General features: G+C 55.1%; 17 protein-coding genes and 2 pseudogenes. 7 read left to right on the forward strand and 12 right to left on the reverse strand.

Translation table 11 applies throughout. The annotated features are described in order from the left end of the window. From ADICEAN_RS09595 to ADICEAN_RS09605, 3 genes are all read right to left on the reverse strand, one after another. On the reverse strand, positions 1-1,696 hold a 1,696-nt coding region (locus tag ADICEAN_RS09595; protein WP_040396631.1), incomplete at its 3' end, for a hypothetical protein. A 160-nt stretch (positions 1,697-1,856) separates the two neighbouring features. After that, positions 1,857-4,988: an FG-GAP-like repeat-containing protein gene (locus ADICEAN_RS09600; RefSeq protein WP_009195386.1), complete on the reverse strand. Its 3,132-nt coding sequence runs from the start codon at positions 4,986-4,988 to the stop codon at positions 1,857-1,859. Positions 4,989-5,008: 20 nt separating this feature from the next. Beyond that, positions 5,009-5,947 (reverse strand): PorP/SprF family type IX secretion system membrane protein, encoded by a 939-nt coding sequence (locus tag ADICEAN_RS09605; RefSeq protein ID WP_009195387.1) that lies wholly within the window; start codon positions 5,945-5,947, stop codon positions 5,009-5,011. 273 nt (positions 5,948-6,220) lie between these two features. Here ADICEAN_RS09605 and ADICEAN_RS09610 point away from each other — a divergent pair, with 273 nt between their 5' ends. Continuing rightward, positions 6,221-7,060: an outer membrane beta-barrel protein gene (locus ADICEAN_RS09610; RefSeq protein ID WP_009195388.1), complete on the forward strand. Its 840-nt coding sequence runs from the start codon at positions 6,221-6,223 to the stop codon at positions 7,058-7,060. Between the two features lie 98 nt (positions 7,061-7,158). Here the strand turns inward: ADICEAN_RS09610 and ADICEAN_RS09615 are convergent, their stop codons facing one another. From ADICEAN_RS09615 to ADICEAN_RS09635, 5 genes and pseudogenes are all read right to left on the reverse strand, one after another. Then, complete coding sequence (locus ADICEAN_RS09615) at positions 7,159-8,982, reverse strand: TrkH family potassium uptake protein (RefSeq protein ID WP_009195389.1); 1,824 nt, start codon at positions 8,980-8,982, stop codon at positions 7,159-7,161. Continuing rightward, positions 8,979-9,974: a bifunctional heptose 7-phosphate kinase/heptose 1-phosphate adenyltransferase gene (locus tag ADICEAN_RS09620; protein ID WP_009195390.1), complete on the reverse strand. Its 996-nt coding sequence runs from the start codon at positions 9,972-9,974 to the stop codon at positions 8,979-8,981. The genes ADICEAN_RS09615 and ADICEAN_RS09620 overlap by 4 nt, the downstream gene beginning before the upstream one ends. Positions 9,975-9,977: 3 nt before the next feature. Next, complete coding sequence (locus ADICEAN_RS09625) at positions 9,978-11,174, reverse strand: pyridoxal phosphate-dependent aminotransferase (RefSeq protein WP_009195391.1); 1,197 nt, start codon at positions 11,172-11,174, stop codon at positions 9,978-9,980. A gap of 847 nt (positions 11,175-12,021) precedes the next feature. After that, positions 12,022-12,644, reverse strand: a pseudogene (recR, locus tag ADICEAN_RS09630) (recombination mediator RecR). Between the two features lie 190 nt (positions 12,645-12,834). Continuing rightward, positions 12,835-13,134, reverse strand: a complete 300-nt coding sequence (locus tag ADICEAN_RS09635; RefSeq protein ID WP_009195394.1) for an ATP-dependent Clp protease adaptor ClpS — start codon at positions 13,132-13,134, stop codon at positions 12,835-12,837. Positions 13,135-13,203: 69 nt separating this feature from the next. On the opposite strand from ADICEAN_RS09635, the pseudogene ADICEAN_RS09640 reads away from it, so the two are divergent. Further along, a pseudogene (locus ADICEAN_RS09640) lies at positions 13,204-14,675 on the forward strand (sodium:solute symporter). Positions 14,676-14,706: 31 nt separating this feature from the next. Then, positions 14,707-15,405 carry a GDSL-type esterase/lipase family protein gene (locus ADICEAN_RS09645; protein WP_009195397.1) on the forward strand — a complete coding sequence of 233 codons (699 nt, stop codon included), beginning with the start codon at positions 14,707-14,709 and terminating at the stop codon, positions 15,403-15,405. Between the two features lie 19 nt (positions 15,406-15,424). On the opposite strand, the gene ADICEAN_RS09650 is transcribed toward ADICEAN_RS09645, so the two are convergent. Together ADICEAN_RS09650 and ADICEAN_RS09655 are read right to left on the reverse strand one after the other, a co-directional pair. Next, positions 15,425-15,790: an MGMT family protein gene (locus tag ADICEAN_RS09650; RefSeq protein WP_009195398.1), complete on the reverse strand. Its 366-nt coding sequence runs from the start codon at positions 15,788-15,790 to the stop codon at positions 15,425-15,427. Continuing rightward, positions 15,756-16,673, reverse strand: a complete 918-nt coding sequence (locus ADICEAN_RS09655) for a mechanosensitive ion channel family protein (protein WP_009195399.1) — start codon at positions 16,671-16,673, stop codon at positions 15,756-15,758. Before ADICEAN_RS09655 ends, ADICEAN_RS09650 begins: the two co-directional genes overlap by 35 nt. An 86-nt stretch (positions 16,674-16,759) precedes the next feature. On the opposite strand from ADICEAN_RS09655, the gene ADICEAN_RS09660 reads away from it, so the two are divergent. The 4 genes from ADICEAN_RS09660 (at position 16,760) to ADICEAN_RS22605 (ending at position 19,454) form a co-directional block, all read left to right on the forward strand. After that, on the forward strand, positions 16,760-17,131 hold the full coding sequence (locus ADICEAN_RS09660) for a YccF domain-containing protein (RefSeq protein WP_009195400.1): 372 nt from the start codon (positions 16,760-16,762) through the stop codon (positions 17,129-17,131). 18 nt (positions 17,132-17,149) lie between these two features. Next, positions 17,150-18,148, forward strand: a complete 999-nt coding sequence (locus ADICEAN_RS09665; RefSeq protein WP_009195401.1) for an aldo/keto reductase — start codon at positions 17,150-17,152, stop codon at positions 18,146-18,148. A gap of 11 nt (positions 18,149-18,159) precedes the next feature. Next, complete coding sequence (locus ADICEAN_RS09670; RefSeq protein WP_161622684.1) at positions 18,160-19,188, forward strand: GNAT family N-acetyltransferase; 1,029 nt, start codon at positions 18,160-18,162, stop codon at positions 19,186-19,188. Positions 19,189-19,280: 92 nt separating this feature from the next. Further along, a complete protein-coding gene (locus ADICEAN_RS22605; RefSeq protein WP_009195403.1) occupies positions 19,281-19,454 on the forward strand; it encodes a hypothetical protein in 174 nt (57 codons plus the stop codon). 82 nt (positions 19,455-19,536) lie between these two features. Here the strand turns inward: ADICEAN_RS22605 and ADICEAN_RS21100 are convergent, their stop codons facing one another. After that, positions 19,537-23,130 (reverse strand): sensor histidine kinase, encoded by a 3,594-nt coding sequence (locus ADICEAN_RS21100; protein ID WP_009195404.1) that lies wholly within the window; start codon positions 23,128-23,130, stop codon positions 19,537-19,539. A 356-nt stretch (positions 23,131-23,486) separates the two neighbouring features. After that, on the reverse strand, positions 23,487-25,397 hold the full coding sequence (gene acs, locus ADICEAN_RS09680) for an acetate--CoA ligase (RefSeq protein ID WP_009195405.1): 1,911 nt from the start codon (positions 25,395-25,397) through the stop codon (positions 23,487-23,489). Positions 25,398-25,423: the final 26 nt, after the last annotated feature.

Consider the following 25,423-nt stretch of genomic DNA (forward strand, 5'->3'; position numbering starts at 1 on the left):
CAGTGTGAAAACTGCCGCTTACTTCCCGGTACCACTGAAAGGTATAGCCAGAAAGATCGGTTACCACTGTGCCATTGAAGCGCAGCTCGCTAAGGGCGATGCCACCGTTCTTGGCCGTAGCCGGAGAACAGATGCTGTTGGGTGTGGGAGTGAGGGTGGCCGTTACCACCCCTTGCTGCATAGGTACTACGATTGATCGAACTACTCTACAGCCGCTCGCTGCATCAGTCGCTTCAACGGTATAGGTCTGACCACCGGCCAGGTTGGAAAGCATAGTGGCTGTACCGCTGCTGATAGGGGTACCCGTGGCCGTGCTGCCCAAAAACCAACGGTAGCTTACTGACCCTGAGCTGGCTGGTGAAATGCTGTAGCTGGCCGAGATGGCACCATTGGGGGTGCCATTACAGCTGGTTTGCGGAGTGGCGCTGAGCGTCAGGCTCTGGCTAGGCAGGGTGTTTTGTACCGTTACGCTTACCGGAGCGGCATTACAGCCCAGGCTGTTATTGCGTGCCACCACAGTATAGGTACCCCCCTTGAGGTTGGGCATCAGGTTGGTACCAGTGACCGAACCGGTCGTGCCATCGCTGTGCGTCCAGGTAAAGGTATAGTTGCTGAAGTTGGTGACGGTAACCCCCTTATAGGTGGCCGAGCCGGTGATGCTGCCATTGTACTGCACCCCGCTGCTGGCCGAGGCCGGATCGCAAATGCTGTTGGGGCTTGAGGTATAGGAAGCAATAGGATTTACCGGCTGGTGGGGTACTGTAAAGCTGGTAGTGGTGCTACATTCAAAATTATCATTGTTGTAGTTTCCGGTAACGGTTACAGTATACGTACCGGAGGGAAGAGGGCTGGCTGTTGCCTGGTTGGTAAACTGTGACAGCAGTGTTCCGCTGGAGTTGCGCCACTGGTAGGTGTAGCCCAGCTCCGGCTCGGTGCCGGGGGCAGGGGTAGAAGAAGTAAGGCTGATGCGGCCACTTCCGTTGCCGGCACAGGTAGTATCGGCGAGGATGCTGGCATTTACCACCGGGGGGATCGGCCAGCCTTCTACGGTAAATACATAGGGGTCAGATTCGCAGCCCGTACTCTCATCTATGGCAATGATGGTGTAGGTACCCGGGGCAATCTGGTAGTTATAGTCCTGGCTGGTGTAAACGTTGTTTATGTACTTTTTATCGATGATCAGGCCATTGTACCACTCAATCTTGTAGTTTTTGCAGTTTTCAAGAAAAACCTGTCCAATAGGGGCTTTATTACAGCCCAGGATGGTTCTGGGGTAGCCTTCAGCCATCTTAAAACAGGGGTCAATCGATTTGTTGATGGTTTGGGCCTGCCCGAAAATACGGCAGCCGGTGTTACTGTCCACTACCACCACATTGTAAGTACCGGGGGCTAATTTCTTGGCATCCTTGCCAATACTTACCCGGTAGTTATTATCAAACATGTGGTCGGCATAATACCAGGTGTATTCAAAATTACCGGTATTTACCGCCTGCCCGCTGCCATTTCGGATCTGGGCCCTTAGCTCACCTTCATACTGGCCTTTGCATTTTGAGGTGCCCGACACCACGGTGATGTCCACCTGGTAGTTGGCAAATGCTGTGCAGTTAAAATCTTCCGAATTGGACAAAGCCGAGGTGTTGCCCGTGGCAGGAAGAAAGGCGATCAGGAATAAGAAAAGTGCGTAAAACTGCTTCATGGGTGGAGGCAGAATAAAGTTTAGTGGTTTAGTAACGGGCAGTATGCCAGGTTACTAAATTACAGACTTTAAAGAAGCACTTTCAAAATATGTAAGATATCCCCTTAGATTGCTTTAGCCCATAGGGTGTTGTTATTCTAAGGAGAGAAAGAATTGCATTTTACCGCAGCAGAGTGATGCTCCCTGACTTTACGACCTTTCCGGCGGCGTCTTTAAAAATGTAATAATAAACCCCTGCTTCCAGCATACGGCCCCTTTCGGTTCCATCCCAGCTGTTGAGGTAGGGCTGGGCTTCAAAGATGGTCCGGCCCAGGCTATTCACCAGGCTAAGGCGCAGATCGGGATACAGATCAATATCGCCAACAACCCAGGTACCATCTACTGCCGGTACAAAAATCTTGGGAGGGCTGATTCGCAGGGAATTGTCTACCTCTATTGTTATGGATGCGGATGCCGCACAGCCATTCTCCCCCCAGCCGCTAACGGTATAGGTAGTAGTGCGATTGGGTGATACGCTAACGGTAGAACTATACAAATCTGTAATATGCTCGCTGGCTTCCCACGCATAGCGCAGACCACCCACACCGCTCAGGGTAACCGTTTCGCCCAGTTTGATGGAGCGGGCAGAAGCGCTGATGCTGATGGCAGGGGTTTCCAGATGACTGATGTCAAGGGAGCGCTCTAGTATACAGCCGGCGCTGGTGGTAACCGTTGCCGTATAGGTACCGCTATTAGCCGCAGTAAGAGTAGGGGTGGTAGCACCGGTGTTCCAGCGTACACTGGCTACATCGCCTTCCAGTCGTAGCATTACCGATTCGCCGGGGCAAAAGGCGGTGGGCCCATCGGCCAGTAGTTCTATCTCAGGCGCAGCTACCACCGTAATGGTTTTGCTGCTGGAGTTGCTGCAGCTGCCTGAGCCGTAGCTTACAGTCAGATTCACCGTATAGGTTCCCGCAGCCGGATAGGTATGGGTAGGGTTGGCCTCGCTGGAGGTTTTGCCATCGCCAAAGGACCAGGCATACACAGGAGTATGTCCGCTGGCATAGGTTGAGCTATTCTGGAAGCTGACCGCTTGCTGCAGACAGGCTGTAGCCGGAGCGCTAAAGCTGGCTACCGGTGCCTGCGTCTGGGTGATGGCAACGGCAGCACTTTCGGCTGAGCAGCCATTGCTGTTGGTGATCACCACCGTATAGCTGCCAGCAGTGCCGGTGCTGATGCTGGCCGTAGTAGCTCCTGTACCGGTATAATTGGCGCCATTCAGTTTCCACTGGTAGGCAGCAAAGCCGCTGGGGGCCTGCAGCGTAAGCGAGGTGCCAGCACAAAAGGCGGTGGCAGAAGCCGTAATGCTGGCGGTTGGTTTGCTATTGACCGTAAGGGTTTGAGCCACAGGGGTAAACTGGCATTCACCCACTTTTATCACAACACTATAGCTGCCCGCTGCGGAGGTTTGTACGTTGGTGAGGGTATGGCTGGCCGTGCTGGTGGTTGTGGTAAAGCCATTTGGGCCACTCCATACATAGGTAGCGCCTGTCATGGCTGTGGCTTTCAGGATGGCCGAACCGCCGATACAGGTGGCAGCAATGGGCTCCATGGCCACTGTACTGCCCCCTCCACCTGTGCCCGATACTACCTGTACAGTACCCGAGCTTAGGGAGCAACCATCTGCAGCAGCAGAAATGGTTACGGCATAGGTGCCGGCATCGGTAATTTCTATGGAGGAGCCTGTGGCGCTTAGGGGGGTTCCGTTGCGGGTCCAGGTATAAACCACCCCAACTGCCCGGGTAGCCTGTAGGGTAAGGCTCTGGCCGCTGCACAGGGTTTGGGTGCCGGAATGGGAGAGTAGGGGCTGTACGCAGTGCTGGTTGCGCAGCACGCGCAGGTTGTTGCTGGTAGTGCCGGTATAGGCCAGGTCGGGTTTGCCATCGCCGGTAAGGTCTACCACTTTCGGATGGCGGCCATTTTCAGTAGTAGCAATGTGGGCGCCACTTAAGCTAAAGCTGCTGCTGGTGCTGGTATTGCTGATGATAAACAGCGAGCGGGAGGCACTGTTGTGGCTCACCACCAGCTCGGGCCGGCCATCGCCGTTCAGGTCGCCGCTGGCCAGACCCCAGGGTTGGGTACCGGCTTTGATGCTGGAAGAGGCGCCAAACTGCAGGTTTCCGCTGCTACTGGTGTTGGGCCAGGTATAGATCAGGTCATTATAGGTATTGGTAGCCGCCAGGTCCTGCTTGCCATCGCCATTCAGGTCGGCAGCAATCAGGTTAATAAGGCCAGCCTCGGTACTTAAGCTTTGGCCTGCCGTAAAGCTGATGCCGCTACCGGTGCTGGTATTGCGCAAAAGGCTTACACCGCTGCCCTGAAAGGGTGATACGGCAATATCGGCCAGGCCATCGCCGTCCAGGTCCTGCACCACCAGTCCATGGGTGCTGCTAAAGCCGGATATGGTCAGTTCCAGGGGAGTATCAACATCGAACAGTAGGTTACCGGCTGTGGAGCTGTTCTTAAAGATGGTGATGATATTGCCCGAGCGGGACGTAATGAGCACCTCGGGGCGGCCATCGGCATTGAGATCCTGCATGGCCAGCATGGCTGCGCCACCGATGGACAGGGGCAGGGCCAGGGCCGGACCAAAGGAAATTGCGCCCCCCGCAGGGCTGGTGTTGCGCAGCACATAGGCCCTGTTGCCATTGATGCCCGAGCCGGACACCAGCAGGTCGGGCCGGCCATCGCCATCCATATCGCCACAGATCACATTGCGGCTGTAGGCATTTAGCGTAAGATTGGTTTTAACAAAGCTGGCTACGGACAGGGTGCTGGTATTCTGAAAAGCCGACAGCTGCAGGCTGTTTTCATGGCTGCTCACCACATCCACCAGGCCATCGGCGTTCAGGTCACAGGCGCAGAGGTCAAACATACCGGTGTTGCCGGCAAAGGGAGCATCTGTGGTGAATTTTGTCGGATCAAAGCTGCTGCCGCCAAAGGCTAGCAGGAAGGGTTGTGCGCTTTTGCCTGCCAGCCCGCTGGCCAGGTTGGTGACCGTAACCCCCTCCAGGCTGGCGCCTGCCGGAACGCTTACCTTTAGCTGGCTGCTGCTGGATTCCACTACCGTACCCCTGGCAGCGCCAAACTGCACATGCGCATTGCTGCCGGTGGGCAGGTTGCTGCCGCTAAGGGTAATTACCTCCGTTGGCGTTGCCGTGCGGGGGCTTATGCCGGAGACAACAGGCCGCTGGGCCAGCAGCTGGCTGGCCGGAAGCAGAAGGGAGATGGAAAAAAATAACAGCTTCTTCATGGGGTAGGAACAGTAAAGGATTACATCTCGAAGCGCGGCTTGTGCTGCACTTCCTGGCTGTAGTTCTTGTCGGCGCCGAGGCGAATTTTGATCTGTAGTTCGTGGGTGCTTTTCAGCATGCTGCCTACCAGGGCATTGGCAAACTCATAAGCATAGCCAAAGCTGATTCCGGGCGTCAGGTTCAGGCCCAGCAGGGCCGTGCCTCCGTACTGGTAGCGGTAGGTGCCTCCTCCCCATAGCGTTCTGTTCAAGTACAGCACGGCACCTGCCTCGTAGCGTATTTTATCTTCGCCCACTTTCTGGGCTATAAACAAAGGTTCAAGTTCTACCTTTTCAGGGGTAATAATGGCATAGTAGCTGGCTGTGCCCACCCATTGCTCCAGGGGCGAGAACTCAAAGAGCTCCTGCGCATCAGCACTGATCACCTTCTGGGCCGTAAGCTGCGGCAGCGACAGGCCCAGGTTAAAATGGCGCAGGTGGTAGTTAATGCCAAAAGCAGCCTCAAAGCGCATGGCCTGGTTGGCCCAGTTGGCCAGGTAGGGCTGCTGCAGCTCGGTAGCTTCGCTAAAATCGGCTGTATGGTGGCTGATGCCGCTGGCCAGGCCCATGCGCAGAAAGTGTTTTTCGCCAAAATGTGCCGTGTAGCCTACTGTAGCCATGGCTACGGATGAGCGCAGCACACCCCGGCTTTCGGTACGCAGCTGCAGGCCGCCGGCCATGGTTTTGCTAAAGGGGGTATGAACGCTGACACCATATAAGGTAGGAGCGCCCTCTATGCCAACCCACTGGCGGCGGTGAGTCAGAAAAGCCACCGCATGCCCATCCGTACCGGCAAAGGCCGGGTTGTACAAAAACGGATTAGTGAAATACTGGCTATACAGCGGAGCCTCCTGGGCCTGCAGGCCCTGGCATGTGAATACTACACATGTGATGGTAACTAGTAGTAGCCGGTTGAGCATGGGTATAGCGATAGTCCTATAGTTTTGATATGCTAAGGTAAAGCCTGGCCCGGGAAGAACTTCTCCATTTTCTCCAACTTCCTGCCCTGCGTACCAATTCACACTTTTTTTAAAGATTTACCAGAACGTAAGCGCGTAATTTTAAACCTGTGAACGCCTCTTGCCTGCTGTGCGGGTTCCGGACCAAAAAGGGGGATGTTGGTGCGATGAAGTCCGGAGCTGGCAAAGATAGGGGATTGGCGCCATACTAGATACGTATTGTTTAAAACAGGTATGAAATTCTATTTTTACACATGTCTGGCCCTGCTGTGGGCTGCTCCCATCCTGCTCCAGGGCCAGGTGCGGGTAGGCCCGGTAGGCGGCGCCTCCATCACCCGCTGGGTGCCGGAGAACAACGACTTCGCTCCTTTTTACTCCAGCAACTACCGGCCCGGCTACCACGGGGGCATTGCGGCCAACTATTGGGTAAACAAGCGCTACTCGCTGCATACCGAGTGGCTCTACCTGTACCGGCAAAAGGATGTGCGCTACGAGCGCAACCTGATTAAGGTGCACGATGTGGCAAAACAGCACTATCTGGCCGTTGCGGCCCTGTTTCGTGTAAGTTTCCATACCAATATCAAAAAAAGCCATCAGGAGTGGTATGTGAATGCCGGCCCGGCCCTGCATTACTGGCTGGGAGGCAGCGGCCGCCTGCGCTCCAATGAACAGTCACCCTATCTGGAGGAAGGCTCCATGGATTATACTATTCGCTTTGAGGCGCCCGGTGAGTACGGCAGCACCGAGTATATCACGCCGGCCAACCGCTGGCAGATGGCCCTGTATGCGGGCGGTGGGGTGATGTTTGACCTGGGCTTCCGCAACCACATTTTCATTGATGCCCGCACCAGCCTGGGCTTGGGCAAAAGCTACTTTGCTACCGAAGCCGGGGGCGATTTTGGCCTGAACCTCTATCAGGATAACCTGCGCTCATCCATTGCCAGCATGAGCCTTTCGGCCGGCTTTATCCGGGATTTCAACATGACTGAGGTGCTGAACAAAGGAAAAGTGAAAAAGAAAAAGAAGAAGAACAAAAGCCTCAGAAAGAACTATGGCGGCAAGGTAAGCGGCTGATACCCGCTGGCCTGCAGGCAATACACACAGGAAAAAACAAACCCCGGGCTCAGCGCTCCGGGTTTTTTTGTGCTGAAGAAAACAGGGGATCAAACAGCTTAGCCCACCATCAGGTGTGCCTTGGGATATTGATAGGCCCGGGTGCTTACCCGGCTGGTAAAGGCCAGGGCAAAAGTAATGGTGCCTACCCGGCCTATAAACATGCTGCAGATTATGATGATGCGGCTCATGTCTGATAATTCAGCAGTGATGCCGGTACTTAGGCCAACGGTGGCAAAGGCCGAAACCTGTTCAAACACCAGGGAGCGAAGTTCCATGCCGGGTTCGGTGATCGTTAGCAGCAGAATTCCCAGAATATTTACCCCTACGGCAAAAATAAAAACCGATAGGGCCCGGAACACCAGCGAGGTGCTGATAAAGTTTTTGCCTATCTCCAGCTTGGCCTTTCCCTGAACGGTGGCAATGGTAGAGGCTACTACCAGAAAGAAGGTTGAGGTTTTGATACCACCCCCAATAGAGCCGGAGGAGGCGCCAATAAACATCAGAAACATAAAAATAATATAGGTAGGCAGCCGCAGCGCACCTATATCTACCGTATTAAAGCCTGCGGTGCGGGTGGTCATGGACTGGAAAAAGCTGGTGATCACAGCTTCCAGCAGGGTGAGTCCCTTTAGTGTATTGTCATATTCCAGTACATAGAACATGAGTGTGCCAAAGAGCAGCAGGGATGCCGAAACGTACACGGCTATTTTGGTGCCCAGCTGCCAGTCTTTCCAGGGGTTGCGAAGGCGATCTCGCAGGCGCTTGCGGGAGAATAAGTCCTGTATTACCGGAAAACCAATACCCCCAAAGATAACAAGGCCTGCAATTACCAGGTGCATGACGTAGGCCTCCCGCACCAGGTTTTCATAAAGCCCGTTAGTATACAGGCTAAAGCCGGCATTACAAAAAGCAGAAACCGAGTGAAAGGCCGAAAAGAAGATCTTCTGGTCGATAGAGCTGAACTTAACGTCAGGACTCCAGGTGGAGAAGATCAGCAAAAAGCCGATAAATTCAATAAAGAAGGTCATGAGCACGATCTGACGCAGCAGCCCGCGTGCCGTAAGCAGGGATTCGCTACTTAAAAAGTCCTGCAGCATTACCTGATGCCGGATGCCTACCCCCTGCCTGAAAATAAGGGTAAAAAAGGAAGCAAAGGATAAGATGCCCAGGCCGCCCAGCTGAATCAGCAACATGATCACCAGTTGCCCCTTGAGGGTAAAGTAGGTGGCTGTATCAACCACAATCAATCCGGTAACACAGCAGGCGCTCACCGAGGTGAACAAAGCTTCCAGAAACGGCATGCTGCCCGGGGCGCGGGTCATGTCCGGCAGCATCAGCAGGGCCGTGCCCAGACTAATGAGAATCAGAAAGCTGAAGATAAAGGCAGTAGCTGGCCGCACATTGAGGTTGCCCAGGCGGGTAGTGGCTACTCCAAACTCGTACACCAGCAGCAGAAACATAAAGCAGCCGATGAAAAAATGGTAGAGCTCTACCGGATTGGCCAGACCCAGCTCGCCCAGCAGGCGCGGGATCAGGGCAATGTCCAGCAGATACACCGACAGGCCGTTGAGCAGTATAATGCCCATCAGCACCCCTTCAAACTTATGCCGGATGATAAAATCGGTACGCCGGAAGGAGTATAGCCAGCGGGCTACATAGGTAAGTACAAATATCAGGAACACCAGGTCCAGGCCGTAATAAACCTGCCGCTGTTCCATGGGGCTAAGTTCATAGCCGATGTTGTAGACCAGCAGGGCAACCGCTGTCAGCGAACTGATAAAGGTAACGGACCGGATGGAGGTATAGGCCTTTGTGCGGCTCTCATAGAGGAGTCGGTTCAGGCTTTCGGCCAGGTCGTTCTTTATCCTGCGTAGGTTCATGCACCAAGAAGGGTGAGCTTGGCCTCTTCGTAAAGCCGGGTTTTGTCAATAGGTACTACACCCACATGCTCGCACACCAGGCCACCGCCCAGGTTGGCCAGGGCTGCCAGCGAGCGCGGGGGCAGGCCAAGGGCAAGGGCAAGGGCGGCAATGCTCACCACCGTATCGCCAGCGCCGGATACATCTGAAATGCTGCGCACATGGGCGGGCAGCAGGTAGTGCTCAGAGGGGGCATCAATGTATACCCCCCGCTCCGAAAGGGTAATGAGTGCATACTCCAGCTGCAGGCGTTGCTTAAGCTGCTGCACGGCTTCTTCCAGGGCAGGCTGATCGTCTTTTTCAAAGTCCAGCTTCAGGCCCTCGCGCAGTTCCTTCAGGTTGGGCTTAAAAAGGGTGGCCTGCTCGTAGGCAAAGAAGTTGCGCTTTTTAGGGTCTACCACGGTGGGGATGCCCAGGCTGCGCGCCAGCCGGATGCTTTCGGAGATGACTCGCGGGGTAAGGGCGCCTTTGTCATAATCCTCAAAGATCAGCACCTGACAGCGGGGCAGCAGCTGGGCAATGCGCTCCAGCAGCTGGTCTTCTTCTGCCGCCTGCAGGGGGCTGTCCTGCTCGGAATCTACCCGCAGCATCTGCTGGGAGCCTGCCAGTACCCGTTCCTTTATGGTGGTGATGCGCTGCGGGCTGCGGACTATGCCTTCTGCAGAGATGCCTCTGTTCCGGAGCAGCTCTTCAAACAGCGTGGCGTCTGCATCATTGCCAATAACGCTGCACAGCAGGGGGGTGGCGCCCATGGCCTGCACATTCAGGGCTACATTGGCAGCTCCGCCCAGCCGCTTTTCCCGGCGGCTCACCTGCACAATGGGGACCGGCGCCTCGGGGGAGATGCGGTCCACCCTGCCCCAGATATAGGCGTCAATCATCACATCGCCTACAATCAGGGCATTGAGCTCGTTAAAGCGGTCAAATATAGTTTCCAGTGAAAGCGCAGTCATTCCTTAGCTGAGCAGGGCAAGGGCTTTTTTGATGCGGGCAAGGGCTTCTACCAGATCCTCATCGGCGGCGGCATAGGAGATGCGGATGCTTTCCGGTGCGCCAAAGGCTCCGCCCGACACCAGCGATACATGCGCATGATCGATCAGAAAGAGGGCCAGTTCATCGGCATTGCGGATGGTGCTGCCCTGGTAGCTTTTGCCAAAGTAGCTGCTTACATCGGGCATGATGTAAAAGGCGCCATTGGGTACATAGGTCTTCAGGCCGGGAATTTCCTTTAGCCCCTCCAGCACCAGGTTGCGGCGGCGCAGGTAGGCATTGCGCATCTCATTGGCTGCCTGCAGACCGCCTTTGGTGGCAGCCAGGGCAGCCCGCTGGGCAATGCTGTTGGTGGCCGAGGTAAACTGGCCCTGCATTTTGTTGCAGGCACTGGCCAGCCAGAGCGGGGCGCACATATAGCCTACCCGCCAGCCGGTCATGGCCGAGCCTTTGGAGAAGCCGTTAACGGTGGCTACCCGATCAGCAATCTCGGGAATGGAACCCAGGCTGATCTGCTCGCCGGTAAAGTTGATGTATTCGTAGATCTCGTCGGCAATGGCCACCACATGCGTATGGCGTTTCAATACTTCGGCCATGGCCCGGATCTCATCGGGGCTGAATACTGCGCCGGTGGGGTTGCAGGGCGAGGAGTACATGACCGCTTTGGTGCGGGGGGTAATGGCGGCTTCCAGCTGCTCGGCAGTAGCTTTATAATTATTTTCCAGCGAGCCTTTTATTTCTACCGGTATGCCACCGGCTAGCTCTACAATGGCTTTGTAGCTGACCCAGTAGGGCGAGTAGAGGATCACCTCATCGCCGGGATTTACCAGGCAGAGTACCAGGTTGGCAATGGATTGTTTGGCGCCGGTGCTTACCACAATGTTGGCGGGGGTGCAGGCAATGCCGTTTTGCTCCTGCAGCTTCTGGGCCAGGGCTTCCCGAAGGTCCAGATAGCCGGGTACAGGGGGGTAGGCAAAGTAGAGGCCGCTGTCGATGGCCTCTTTTGCGGCATCCTGTATAAACTGAGGAGTGGGAAAATCGGGCTCGCCCAGACTCAGGTTGATGATCTGGATGCCTTTTGCTTTGTATTCCCTGGCTTTGGAGGCCATGGCAATGGTGGCCGATTCTTCCAGGTTGGCTATGCGGTCGCTCAGGAGGTTCATACCGGGCTAATTTTAGGGCACTAAGTTAATCATTCGCCCCAAAAGTCTAGGAATCTGGCCCAATTCATTTCGCCTTGGCCCTGCTCTAGTGTTTGGCGTACTAGCGGGGTGGGTGAACGTAGCCATCACAAAAAAATAGGTAAGCTGCCCGAGTTGTTGGTGAGAACACCAACAACTGGGAGAAAAGTCGTCTGGCTACAAAGGTAGTTGGTGAGAACATCAACAATTGGGAAGAAGGCAATATCCACATTTGGAAGAAGCTGTTGACTATAAATAAGCAAGCTAATCTTTTGTAAGTATTGAAGCCTACAAATTGTAAGCTTATAGGGTATGGGTATCAAGACTTTTTTTTAGGCTATATCTCCCTTGGTGGTTGTGTTTTTACAAATGGTAAGGGATAGTATGGGAACATAAAAAGAGGCGCCCAATAGGACGCCTCTCGGCCTTTTTTTGGGTCGCTCGTTTGCTGCTAAGGTGCCCCTTCTCCTGCCCGTTAGTATAAGAGGGTACAGCTCAGAAGTGGTTGGTGAAAACACCAACCACAGGTAAGGCTGTGTTGATATTGGATGCCCTTTCGCTGGTTCGAGGGTGCCGCTCGGACCTCGCTATACTTGGAAGATCCGTGCCATAGGCTCGAACCCACTATCCTTTAGTAAGATCCCTGACGTATGTGGGAGTTCGGAGAACGCCAAAATTAATGTCACAGATTCGGGGCGGCCCACGCAGGGCGGCCCACGCAGGGTGTACCAAGTTGGGGCCCCCTCCCGTTGCTGCTGTTTTCACCAGCAACTCGCTACAGACGCTTACGGGGATGTGCCGAGCAGAAAAACTCCGATAACAACCACCCCTAATTTCCCTTCTCCTGCCCGTTTGTATAGGGGGTGCGGCTCAGGATGCTGCGGCCCAGGGTGATCTCATCGGTATACTCCAGCTCGCCCCCAACAGGCACGCCGCGGGCAATGCTGCTGGTGCGTACCCCATAAGGCTGCAGCTTGCGGGTCAGGTAAAAGGAGGTGGTGTCGCCCTCCATGGTGGGACTAATGGCCAGGATCACCTCTTTTACACCCCCTTCAGCCACCCGTTTAATAAGTGTATCGATGCGCAGGTCGGAAGGGCCAATGCCTTCGATGGGGGAGATGATACCGCCCAGCACATGGTAGAGGCCGTGGTACTGCGCCGTGTTTTCTATGGCCATCACATCCTGCGGGTTTTCCACTACGCAAATGGTAAAAGCATCCCGGCGGGGTTGGCGCAAATGGCGCAGATCTCGGTATCGGACAGGTTATGGCAGTTGCTGCAGTAGCGGGTTTTCAGGCGCAGGTCCAGCAGGGCCCCGGCCAGCGATTCGGTTTCGCTCTCTTCCCGGCGCAGCAGGTGCAGGGCCAGGCGCAGGGCTGTTTTACGGCCAATGCCAGGCAGTTTGGCAATTTCTTCTACGGCTTTTTCTATGTATTGAGATGGGTATTGCATGGTGTGGGTTTGTGCTAGTATAGCAACATCCTTTGGGGCAAATTCATTCCGTTAAAACCGGCTTCTGCGTGCTAAATTCCCCCTTTTATGGCCCATGCAGGGGCATTTAGAGGGGTGTGCGCCGGCGCTCTGCCAAGGTATAAAAAAAGCCTGAAAGGATCAGGCCTGCAGTTGTGGTGGAGGGGATGTTCTATACAATTTTGGCATCAATGCCGGCTTCCCGAATCCCATCCCGCATGGGCTTCAGATCCTCGTAGCTACCTTTCTTCACAGAGCACTTGCCTTTGTAATGGATCAGCCAGGTACACTGCTCGGCCTGCTGTACATCGTGCTTGCACACGCGCACCAGGGTGTTGATCACATGATCGAAGGTGTTGAAGTCGTCGTTGTACACCATCAGGTCCCGTTCGTCCACATCAACGTCCACCTCGGCTACCTGTACTTCTTCCAGTACCTCGACCTCTAGTTCATGAGCGGTTCTAAACTTCATACTTTCAGCCTTTACGTTGGCAAAAATAAGGAATAATGTTCAAATTTACCTCTTATCTCTTAGTTACGTATGAGCCCTGCTTTGGTTATTGGCATCATTGCCGCCTACTTTCTGCTGCTAATTGTTGTTTCCTGGCTTACCTCCCGCGGCCAAACCGATAATAAGACTTTTTTTACCGCCAACCGCCAAAGCCCCTGGTACCTGGTGGCCTTTGGCATGATTGGGGCCTCGCTCAGTGGGGTTACCTTTATTTCCATTCCCGGCGAGGTGGGTGTAAGCTTTTTCAGCTACTTTCAGGTGGTGCTGGGCTACATCATTGGCTATGCCGTTATTGGCCTGGTGCTGCTGCCGCTCTACTACCGGCTTAACCTGGTAAGCATTTATGGTTACCTGGAGGAGCGCTTTGGCTTCTGGTCGTACAAGACGGGGGCCGTTTTTTTATGATCTCCCGCATCATTGGCTCCAGCTTCAGGCTCTACCTGGCGGCCAATGTGCTGCAGCTGGCCATTTTTAATGACTTGAATGTACCCTTTGCCGTAACAGTGGCCATTACCATTGGCCTGATCTGGCTCTATACCTTTAAGGGGGGTATCAAAACCATTGTATTTACCGATACGCTGCAGACGCTCTTTATGCTGCTGGCGGTGGGCATTACCATTTACCTCATCGGGCAGGAGCTGGGCATGGGGCTGGGCGGCCTGGTAGAGGCCGTGGAAGAGAGCCGCTTTTCGCAGATCTTTTTCTTTGAGGATGTGAACAGCCCCAACTATTTCTGGAAACAGTTTATCTCCGGCGCCTTTATTGCCATTGTGATGACGGGCCTGGACCAGGACATGATGCAGAAAAACCTGACGGTGCGTACACTGAAAGATGCGCAGAAGAACATGTTCTGGTTTACCATTGTGCTGGTGTTTGCCAACCTGGTGTTTCTGACACTGGGCGCCATGCTCTACCTCTATGTGGAGGCAAAAGGCATTGCCCTGCCCGAGCGTACCGATAGCCTGTACCCCCTGCTGGCGCTCAATTATTTTCCGGTAGTAGCGGGGGTGCTCTTTCTGCTGGGCATTATTGCGGCGGCCTACAGCTCGGCCGATTCGGCCCTTACCGCCCTTACCACTTCCTTTTGTGTAGATATTCTCAATTTTGAGAAGCGCCCCGACGATGCCGGCAAGAAGCGCACCCGCCGACTGGTGCACATCGGCTTTTCGATAGTTACGCTGCTGGTGATTGTGCTCTTTAATGCCCTTAACGACAAAAGTGTGATCAATGTGCTCTTTAAGGCGGCCGGCTTTACCTACGGGCCGCTGCTGGGCCTGTTTACCTTTGGCATTCTTACCAAGCGCGCCATCCGGGACAGCTGGGCGCCGCTGGTGTGTGTGGCCGCCCCCCTGCTTTCGTTTCTGATCGACTGGAACTCGGAGGCCTGGTTTGGCGGCTTTAAGTTTGGATTCTTTATTCTGCTGCTCAATGGCGCGCTGATGCTCATCGGCCTGTTCCTGATCTCCCTGGGCACCGGCAAACGAGCGCTCTCGCCCGTATAACTACGTGTTACATACTTAAACCGGCCGCTCTATGAAACGCTGTATGCGCTGGCTTTTTGCCCTACTGTTTACCATTGGCACGCTGCAGCCCTCCTGTGCGCAGCAGGCCGAGCCGCCCTTCTGGAGCGAGATTCAGGCCTATAAGGAGCAGGACCGGCAGCAGATGCCCCCGGCAGGCGCTACCCTTTTTGTGGGCAGCTCGTCCATACGGCTGTGGCACACGCTGGCCGAGAGCTTTCCGCAGCAGCGGGTGCTGAACCGGGGCTTTGGCGGATCAACCCTTCAAGATCTGGAGCGCTACCTGGCCGATATTGTGCTGCCGTACAAGCCCGGGCAAATTGTGATCTACTCCGGCGAGAATGATATAGCGGCGGGAGGGGTAAGTGCGCAGGAGGTGCTGAAGCGCTTTGAGCGGGTGTTTACGGCCATTCGGCAGGAGTTGCCCCGGGTACCCATTGTGTTCATCTCGCTAAAGCCCAGCCCCAGCCGGTTGCAGTACCAGCCCCTGATGCAGGAGGCCAATGCCCTGATCCGGCAATACTTGGACGGGCAGCCGCAGGCCACTTTTGTTGATATTTACACCCCTATGCTCAATGCCGCAGGCGAGCCCCGGGCTGGCGAGCCCCGGGCAGGCGAGCCCCGGCCCGAACTTTTTGTAGAAGACCAGCTGCACATGAACGAAGAGGGCTACCGGATCTGGGCCGAGCGTATTCGGCCAGTCCTGAAGTAGGGAAGGGGGAATAGTCCCCTTATTCGGCGGAGAGTTCCTGTTCCGGGTCCCAGTGCAGGGCAGCAAAATTCACCACCTGATCGTCCTGTACCGCCACCCCCTCGGCCTCCAGCAATTCCTGCATGCGGGTAGGGGAGCCAAAATGGATCTTGCCGGTTAGGCGGCCCTGGCGGTTCACCACCCGCTGGGCGGGCACATCGGGCAGCTGCAGGGCGCCGTTGAGGGCCCAGCCTACCATGCGGGCGCTGCCACTGCGGCCCAGGTAACGGGCGATGGCGCCGTAGCTGCTTACCCGCCCGGGGGGGATCAGGCGCACCACAGCATACACATCCTCAAAAAAATGCTCCAGCTTAGGAGCTGAGGCTTTCTGTTCTTTTTTGCTCATTGATATAGCTGATGATCTGCCAGTTGAGGTGGCGCCGGATCTCTTTCTCCAGCCGGCGACTGGGTCGCTGCAGGATGAGCTGAAACTTGATGTTGACCGTGGTGGTGGTAATGGCCACTACCCGCAGCTGGGCCGAATCGGCCAGAATCTGGCTTTTCCACTCCTTGAGCGATTGCTCCAGGTAGCGCTCCAGTTCATTGAGCCCCTCGATCTGGTTGGGTACTACCGAAAATTCTATGATGATCTTGCGCTGGTTGCGCTTGGTGTGGTTTACAATGCTGCTGTTCAGGATGGTGCTGTTGGCAATGTAGATCACATCGTCATCGTCGGTAAGCAGGTGCACATTCATGAGCGTAATGTCGATGATGCGCCCCCGGAAATCGCCTATGCCCACATAATCATCAATGCTCAGGTGGTCGGAAAACATCAGGATCAGGCCATTGATCATGTTGTTGATGTAGTCCTTAAACAGGATGGCGATGGCCGCCGCAATAATGGAAATAGAGGTGAAGAACTGCTTGGGATCAATGCTGAACAGAAAGAATACCCCAATGACCAGCGCCACAAAGGAGAGCAGGGAGGCAATCTGGTTGATGCCGATCACAAAATTATTTCGGAAACCGGCCTGTCGGTGATGTCTTCTTAAGTAAATTGCCACCAGCATCAGGCGGGTAAAGGAGATAATGATGTGGGCCGAGATGTAAAACGTCAGGGCATTGATCAGGTTTTTGGGGATCCGGTATTCGTTCTCCAGAAAATCCTCGTAATACACCCGCCAGATCACCACGCCTATAAACAGGAACAGCTTTACCAGAAACTCCAGTCTGCGGCGCTTTTCTTTTTGGCTTGCTTTATCGATAACTTGCTTTTGCGTAGCTTCCATATCCACTAAGTGCCCTCAGGCATTATTCATGAACAAAAGTAGCGCATACGCGCGTAAAACAGATACAAAAATACAGGATTCCGCCTATGAATACGGTTGGTAATATTCTGTGGATCATCCTGGGTGGGGGTATATTCATTTTTCTGGAGTACCTCATAGGCGGGCTATTGCTCTGCCTCACCATTATTGGCATTCCCTTTGGTTTGCAGGCCTTTAGGCTTGCAGGGCTAAGCCTTACCCCCTTTGGCCGGCAGCTGCTGCATGATGGCAGCCAAACCGGCTGCCTGGCCACCAGTATGAATATTCTCTGGATTGTGGTGGGCGGGGTATGGATTGCCCTAACACACCTGCTGTTTGCCGTTCTGATGGCCCTTACCATCATCGGCATACCCTTTGCCCGGCAGCATATGAAGCTGGCCGCCTTTGCGTTTACCCCCTTTGGTTACCAAATCCGATAACATGCCCTACGCTGGCGTATGATGCAGTACCGAGAACTTACAGCTGCCCGCTTACGGGTATCCCGCATGGGCCTGGGCCTGGCCGCTCTGGGCCGCCCCGGCTACATTACCCTTGGGCATGGGCAGGACATGGCCGGCCGCTATGATACCGCTGCCATGGAGGAGCATACCTTTAGCATGCTGGATGCCGCCTGGCAGGCGGGCATCCGTTATTTTGATGTGGCGCGCTCTTACGGCCGGGCCGAAAAGTTTTTGGGCAGCTGGCTGCGGGGCCGCAACATTTCTGAAGGGGCCGCCGTGGTAGGCTCCAAATGGGGCTATACCTATACGGCCAACTGGCAGGTGCAGGCCCGGGAACATGAGGTAAAGCAACACTCCCTACAGCAGCTGGACAAGCAGCGGGAAGAAAGCAACCTGCTGCTGGGCGGTTACCTGGACCTCTACCAGATCCATTCTGCCACCCTTGAATCGGGCGTGCTGGATAATAAGCTGGTGCTCGACCGGCTGCATGCCCTTAAAATGCACGGGCTGCTTATTGGCCTTACGCTAAGCGGCCCGCGCCAGGCCGAAACCCTGCAGCGGGCGCTGGAGATCCGCTTTGGCGGTGAGCGCCTCTTTGATGTGGTACAGGCTACCTGGAACCTGCTGGAGCAGTCCGCCGGCCCGGCCCTGGCCCAGGCCCATGCAGCCGGCCTGGGGATACTGGTAAAGGAGGGACTGGCCAACGGCCGGCTTACCACCCGCAACCAGGAGGCTGCTTTTGCTGATAAACGCGCGCTGCTACAACAGCTGAGCGACGAAACAGGTTATTCCTTCGACGCCCTGGCTCTGGCAGCCATTCTGGCCCAGCCCTGGGCCGATGTGGTGCTGAGCGGGGCGGCAACGCCCGAGCAGCTGCGCTCCAATCTGGTGGCGCTCCGTGTAGGGCTCACACCCGAGCAGCTGCAGCGCCTGCAGGGGCTGGCCGAGGAGCCTGAGCGCTACTGGACCACCCGCAGCCAGCTGGAGTGGAACTAAGCACGCATGATGTGGCAGAAATAAGCGTACAGCCCATTACTCCCGATTCCCTTACCCGCCTGGCAGGCAGCGGGAGTGGTCTGTTTTATTCTGCCCGCTGGCTGGGGGTGCTGGTGGCCCATTACGGCTTCAGGCTCTGGCAGACAACAGATGCTGAGGGGGGCTATATGCTCTTTGCAGAGGGGAGGGGGGTGCTGGGTCCTAAGCTCATTAGCCTGCCGTTTTCCGATTATACCCTGCCACCCCTCAGCCCGGGCATGCTGCCCCGGCACCTGGCTGCCCTTCGCCGACAGTTTCCCCACACCCCCCTTCACTTTAAATGTGCGGGCCTGTTTGCCAGCCTGCAGCAGCTGGAATCACTCGGTGCGCCCGTAAGCGTAGCCTGCCTGCACCGCATTCCCCTCAACGGGCAGCCCGCCCCGCCCATGAGTGCTTCTTTTCTGCGGGGGGTGCGCAAGGCCCTCAGGGGAGGGCTCAGGGCCCAGTGCAGCCATAGTGAAGAGTCGCTGCTGCAGTTTTACAGGCTCTATTACCGCCTGCGCACTGAAAAGCTGGGCCTCATTCCGCAGCCCTTCTCTTTTTTTCAGCGGGTTTGGGAGCAGTTTATCAAAACAGGGGAGGGCTTTATTTATGAGGTGCGGCAGCAGGAGGAAGTGCTGGCCAGCGCCATTGTGCTCCGGAGCGGCGAGGCGCTGTATTACAAATGGGGATGCTCTGCCACCGATCGGCTGCGCCTGCGCCCCAACAACCTGCTTTTCTGGGAGCTGATCCGCAAAGCCGCCGGTATGGGCTGCCCCTTTCTGGACCTGGGCCTGAGCGACCTGGACGAAACCAGGGGCCTGATTCGCTTCAAAAGCAGCATGGGCGGGCAGCAGAGCCCCATATGGAGCTGGAGTCTTTACCCGGAGGGCTACCCCCTGGAGCTGGAGCAGAAGTTTAAGGGCATGGTTAGTCAGCTGGCCCACATTGTGGTAAGCAACCGGCTGGAGCCGGCCCAGACACAGGCGTTCAGCCAGGCGCTCTATCCTCTTTTTGTATAAACCATCACAGAACAGCTAAGGCCGTTGGGCAGAAGGGGCCGGCCTGCCTAACAATCTGTTTTGCAGCTGCGTTTACCTACAAAAAAAGGGATATGAACGAGCAGAAAGATACATCCGAGAAAGACAGCCGTACGCAACAGCCGGCCGAAACCTCCAAAAAGCGGGTACACACCCCGGAGCCCCCTCAGATCAAAGACCCCAGCCGGCATCCTTCCAGGCAGGAGGAGCAGGCAGGAGAGAAAAAGGAGCGTTCGGGCAACCACTAAGCCTTCACCCCCACTGGCTGAAGGGCAGCTGCTGTTGGTGTGAGGGGGGTGGGGCTTGATGCAGCCTACCTGACCGGCCGGCTCAGGGCTGGTTCAGGGGGCTGGGGGTAGGGTCCTGCTCCAGATACTCTTTGGCAACGGCTATGGGAATGCGGTTGGGGATGCTGATCTTAAAGCTGCTGCCAATACCAATCTCGCTCGATACCTCAATGGTACCGCCCAGACGCTCCACTGTTTGTTTTACAATGTACAGGCCCAGGCCTGAGCCATCGGAGCGTTCCGTAGCCCGGTAGAACATATCAAAGATGCTCTTCACATAGCTTTTATTGATGCCGATGCCGTTGTCGCTGATGGTGATCTGCGCCTGGTCTACCTGTATATCCACCCCTACATCCAGGCGGGAGGTTTTGCCGGGATCCCGGTATTTGATGGAGTTCGACAGGATATTGGACAAGATGATGTTGATCTTCATCTTATCCGAATAAAAGCCCGTAGCGTGGTTTTTTACCCGCACCCGCTTGTTGATGTCATCAAAGCCGGGCAGAAACTGCAGCTCGTTGAGGCATTGCTCGATCAGCGGCTCAAACTCAATCACCTCGGGATTGTCCGTAGCCCTGGCCGTTTTGGAGAAGTTGAGCATGGCCTTGATGAAGTTATCCTGCTTTTGCAGCGAGCGGAAGATCATGTCAATATAGCCCGGCCAGCTTTGGGTAGGGCCTTCCATGCGCATGATGTTCAGCAGGCCCAGGGCCGAAGCAATGGGGGCCCGCAGGTCATGCGAGGTTTTGTATACAAACTGGTCCAGCTCAAAATTGCGCTCTTCCAGAATACGCAGCGCATCCTGCAGCTCGTTCTGGCGCATGAGCAGTTCCTGATTAAAGGAGGCCAGCTCCAGCTCTTTCTTTACCAGGTCCCGGTTTTGGCGCACCAGCAGCTCATTGAGGCGCAGGTTTTTCATTTCGGTCTCTTTCTTGTCCGAAATATCCTTAAAGCCAATGATCAGCAGGGGTTCCTGGGGCAGTTTGTTCAGGGCAGAGAAGGTGATGAGCAGGTGCAGCGGAAAGCCGCCTACCGTAATATCGAGCTCAAACTTTTGCTTGCCCGGGTTGGCAAACCAGCTCTTGACCAGTGCTGTATTGAGGCGGCTATGGTCCAGCAGGGCGCCAATCTCATGGCCTATCAGCTGCTCGGGCGTACGGCGGAACATGCGGCAAAGCGAGGGGTTTACCAAGGTAATGCGCCCCAGCTGGTTGATCACCAGCACGCCGCTGTCCATCGATTCCCAGATGGACTGGAATTTCGATTCGCTCTTTTTAATTTCCTTTTTCTGTTCGTCTATGGCATCCTGCAGCCTTTTTTCATTGCTGCGCTGTATGATCAGCGCGTTGGTAGCGTAGCCAATAAGCCCAAGGCCAAGGGCAATCAGGCCAATAAACCACCAGCGGCTATAGTAGGGAGGCGCTACCCGGATGCTGCCACTGCTCACTAGCGGGCTCCACTCGCCCTCTTGCAACCGGGCCTGTATCATAAACTGGTAGGTGCCTGCCGGCAGGCTGGCGTAGCGTACGCTGTTCTGCAGGTAGTTGTCGGAATAATTCCAGTCCTTCTCCAGGCCATTCAGCCGGTAGCGGTAGCGGATGCCATCAGGTGCAGAAAAAGAAATGGCCCGGAAACCAAATTCCAGCGGGGTCTGGTTATGGTCTACTTCCAGCGTTTGCTGCAGGGGGAGCGCTTGCTCATCGGCTTTAAGCGAAGTGAGCGAAAGGCGCGGAATGATCGGAGTATCGTGGTCAAAGTGGGGATCGTAGATGGTCAGACCCCGGTCGGTGCCAATCCAGATGCGCCCGTCTGGCATCTCTACCAGCGCACTGCGGTTTATCTCCTGGCCCAGCATGCCATGCTGCTGGTTATAGTTCAATAGTTTGGTGCCTGTTGCTTTTTGAACAAACACACCCTTGTCTGTACCTGCCCATAGCCTGCCCCGGGAGTCTGCCATCAGGGCATACACAGGCCTGTTGATGCGCAGGAGCGTATCGCGTACGGCTACCAGCTGATCTCCCTCTATCTCAACAATGCCATTGGTGGAGCCCAGCAGGGTACGGCCATTCCACTCCAGTAAATTGTAAAGATTTCTGTAGGCATGTTTCTCTGCTGTAATATGCTTGCTGCTAATGCCATTGAATACGTACAGGCCTTTGGCACTCAGGATCAACAGATCATTTTGTTTGTCTGTATAGAGCTTTCGGAAATAGACGTTGTCATTCAGGTTTAGCACCGTTGTGAATTTCCCCCCCTCAAAGCGCAGCAGTTTACCAAGGTCGGTCCCTATATAGGGCTGCCCTTTCCAGTAGACGACCGAAACAGCCATCAGATCTTCCGGAAGGGGGTGCCACTCCACTTTACGGTTGGGATGCAGAATCCCAAGTCCCATGTTGTTGCCCGCTATATATACCAGGCCTGAAGGTGCTTTTGTAGCATCCAGGATGCGGTGCACTGCAGAAGTAAAGGGCGTCCTGGCCTTCGCCTGTAGCACCCAGTTATTATTCTGAAGAATATTAAGGCCAAGGTTAGTGCCAATAAGCACACTGCTGGAGTCTAAAAACATAATGGTGCTTACCTCATTGTCTGGCAGGCCCTTTACTTTTTCTAGAATGGCAAAGCGAAGGCTTGACAGCATACTAACACCGCGCAGGGTTGCTATCCAGATATTTCCTTCATCATCTTCTACAATATTGGTAGGGGTGGTTGCAGCACCGGCCAGATTGAGCTTTATAGGGTCTACCGTTCCGGTTTTGTGGTTGTACAGGAAAACCGAACTGCGGTGCTGAAAGATCAGATAGCCATTTCTGGTGCTCAGAATGTTGTAGATGTCAAAATTGGTACTGGGCTTCTCTCCCTTGTAGAGGTCTTCTATTAAAAAGCGGAATTTATTTCCTTTCCATTCCCCTACCCAATCACTGCCGAGCAGGTAAAGCGTTTCACCATCGGTAGAATGGGCTGCATTCAGAACGGTTTTACCCTCTAAAACAGAAGGCCACAGAGGGGGATAGTAGTTCTTTGATGGATCAAACTTGAATAAGCCCTCTTCTGTCAGGAGTAAAAGCGACGATTTATGGTAAAAAAGATTGTAGATCCTGCTTTTTGCCAGATGGCTAGGCAATAAGTACTGCTTCCATTTGCCGTTGGGGTGTTGCATGAGCCAGAGATGGTCATTTACAATAGCGGCCAGGGTAAGCGACGAGCCTGCACGATATACGGCGGTCAAGGGGGGGCGGTCATTCGGCTTGGTTGTGTAGGGAATGGTGGTCAGGTCACTGGACTTCCCATTCAGATGCAGCCTGAAGTGTATGTGATGCATCTGGCCACTTACCTGGATCAGGCTGTCTCCAAGGCGGATAAGCTTGCTTTTTGTATTGAAATGAAAGCTGTCGCTCCCGGCAATGTGCTGCCACCGAAGCCCGTCAAAAGTGCTGATGCCTTTCTTGGTGCCAAACCACATTTCGCCACGCGGTCCCTGGGTTAGGGAATACACTTCATTGGAGGCCAGTCCATTGTCCTCATAAAAGGTGCGGGCATTGTAGGTCTTGACGGAGGGGTCCTGGGCAAAGGCAGATTGCTGCCCGGCAAGCAGACAGAGAAACAGGCAGAAGGTGCGCAGGTACCTAAACCAGGACATAGGGATCGCTAAGGGAAATGAAGACAGCCACAGGATCAACAACTTAACATACCATATTTTCATGAAATTTAGCGTATTACAGGCAAATTTGAATGGTTTGGCTTGTAATTTCTACTAAATAAATAGTGGTATTTGGGGATAAATAAGACCATTGTGTTGACTATTCCTCGGACTATTTGTGCAGAAACCAGTACAAAGATAGATTAAGTTCATATTATTTGCTCTAAAATAAAATTATTGCCTGCGTAATGTTGTACTGAAACCTGAATTTTCCTGGCTTATTCTGAACAGGAAACGCCACCCGGCTGGGGTGGCGCTTGCTCAGGAAAAAGGAGATGTAGCCTGTGCGGCACTCCTCAGGAGCTTAGCTTTACCAAAGCTCCTTCTTTGATGGTGTCTACAATTTCGGGATCCAGCAGGGTAGAAGTATCACCAAAATTATCGGTTTCGCCGGCGGCAATCTTGCGCAGAATGCGGCGCATGATCTTGCCGCTGCGGGTCTTGGGCAGGCCGGGCACTACCTGCACCACATCGGGTTTGGCAATGCGGCCAATAAGCTTGCTTACCAGTTCGTCTACCTCGGCCTGCAGCTGCTCCTCACCGGGCGCCCGGGGGGTGCAGATCACATAGGCCCAGATGCCCTGGCCCTTAATGGGATGGGGGTAGCCCACCACCGCCGATTCGGCAATGTATTCATGTTCATTGATAGCATTCTCAATCTCGGCCGTGCCAAAGCGGTGGCCCGAGACGTTGATCACATCATCTACCCGGCCTATGATGCGGTAGTGTCCCTCTTCATCCCGACGGGCGCCATCGCCGGTAAAGTAATAGCCGGGGTAGGGGGCAAAATAGGTCTGGCGGCAGCGCTCATGGTCGCCCCAGGTGGTGCGCAGCATGCCGGGCCAGGGAAATTTTATGCAGAGGTTGCCCTCCACTCCCCTTCCTGCCAGTTCTGTTCCTTCGGCATCCAGCAGCACAGGCTGTACGCCCGGCAGGGGCAGGGTAGCAAAGCCGGCCTTCAGGGGGGTAATGCCCGCCAGGGGGGAGATGAGGATGCCGCCGGTTTCGGTTTGCCACCAGGTATCCACAATGGGGCAGCGGCCCTTGCCTACATAGTGGTGGTACCACTCCCAGGCTTCTTCGTTAATGGGTTCGCCTACCGTACCCAATACGCGGAGCGAGCTAAGCTTGTAGCGTTCCACATCTTCGGGGCCGGCGGCCATCAGGGCCCTTATGGCGGTAGGGGCGGTGTAAAACAGGCTAACCCGGTGCTTGTCTACCACTTCCCAGAAGCGGCCGCCATCGGGCCAGGTGGGAATACCCTCAAACAGCACCGAAGTGGCGCCGGCCAGCAGCGGGCCGTACACAATGTAGCTGTGGCCGGTGATCCAGCCAATGTCGGCGGTGCACCAGTAGACATCATCCTCTTCGTATTGGAACACATTGCGGAAGGTATAATCGGCATACACCATATAGCCGCCCGAGCTGTGCACCACCCCCTTGGGCTTGCCGGTAGAGCCGCTGGTATAGAGTATAAAGAGCGGATCTTCACTGTCCATGGGCTCGGCCTCAAATTTCTGGGCGGCCTTGCGCAGCTCGCTGTCCAGAAAGGCATCACGGCCCGGCTTCATCGCCACGTCCAGGTGCAGGCGCTTTGCCACCAGTACCCGTTTTACGGTAGGACATTCCTGCAGGGCCTCATCCACCACTTCTTTTACAGGGATGCGTTTGGCCCCGCGGCACATGCCATCGGCGGTGATCACCAGCTTGCAGGCTGCATCCTGTATGCGATCGGCTATGGCCCGGCTGGAGAAACCGGCAAAGACCACCGAGTGGATGGCCCCCACCCGGGCGCAGGCCAGCAGGGCCACGGGCAGCTCGGGTATCATGGGCAGGTAGATGCACACCCGGTCTCCCTTGCCCACCCCGTTGTTGTGCAGCACATTGGCCATGCGGCACACCCGCTCGTGCAGCTGTCGGTAGGTGATCTTCTGGCTGGCTTCGGTGGGGTCGTTGGGCTCCCAGATCAGGGCTACCTTATCACCACGCTCCTGCAGGTGGCGGTCCAGGCAGTTTTCGCTAATGTTCAGCACACCCCCCCTGAACCACTGGATGGAGGGCTCCGCAAAATTCCACTCCAGGGTAGTGTCCCAGGGTTTTTTCCAGCTAAAGCGCCGGGCCAGCTCGGCCCAGAATGCTTCAGGCTCCTCTACACTTCGTTTATAAGCGGCTCTGTATTCCCCAAAAGTACGTATGCGGCTGTGCATGGCTAAAGCAAGGGTTTAGTAGGTAA

This window comes from Cesiribacter andamanensis AMV16, assembly GCF_000348925.1.
Lineage (GTDB): Bacteria > Bacteroidota > Bacteroidia > Cytophagales > Cyclobacteriaceae > Cesiribacter > Cesiribacter andamanensis.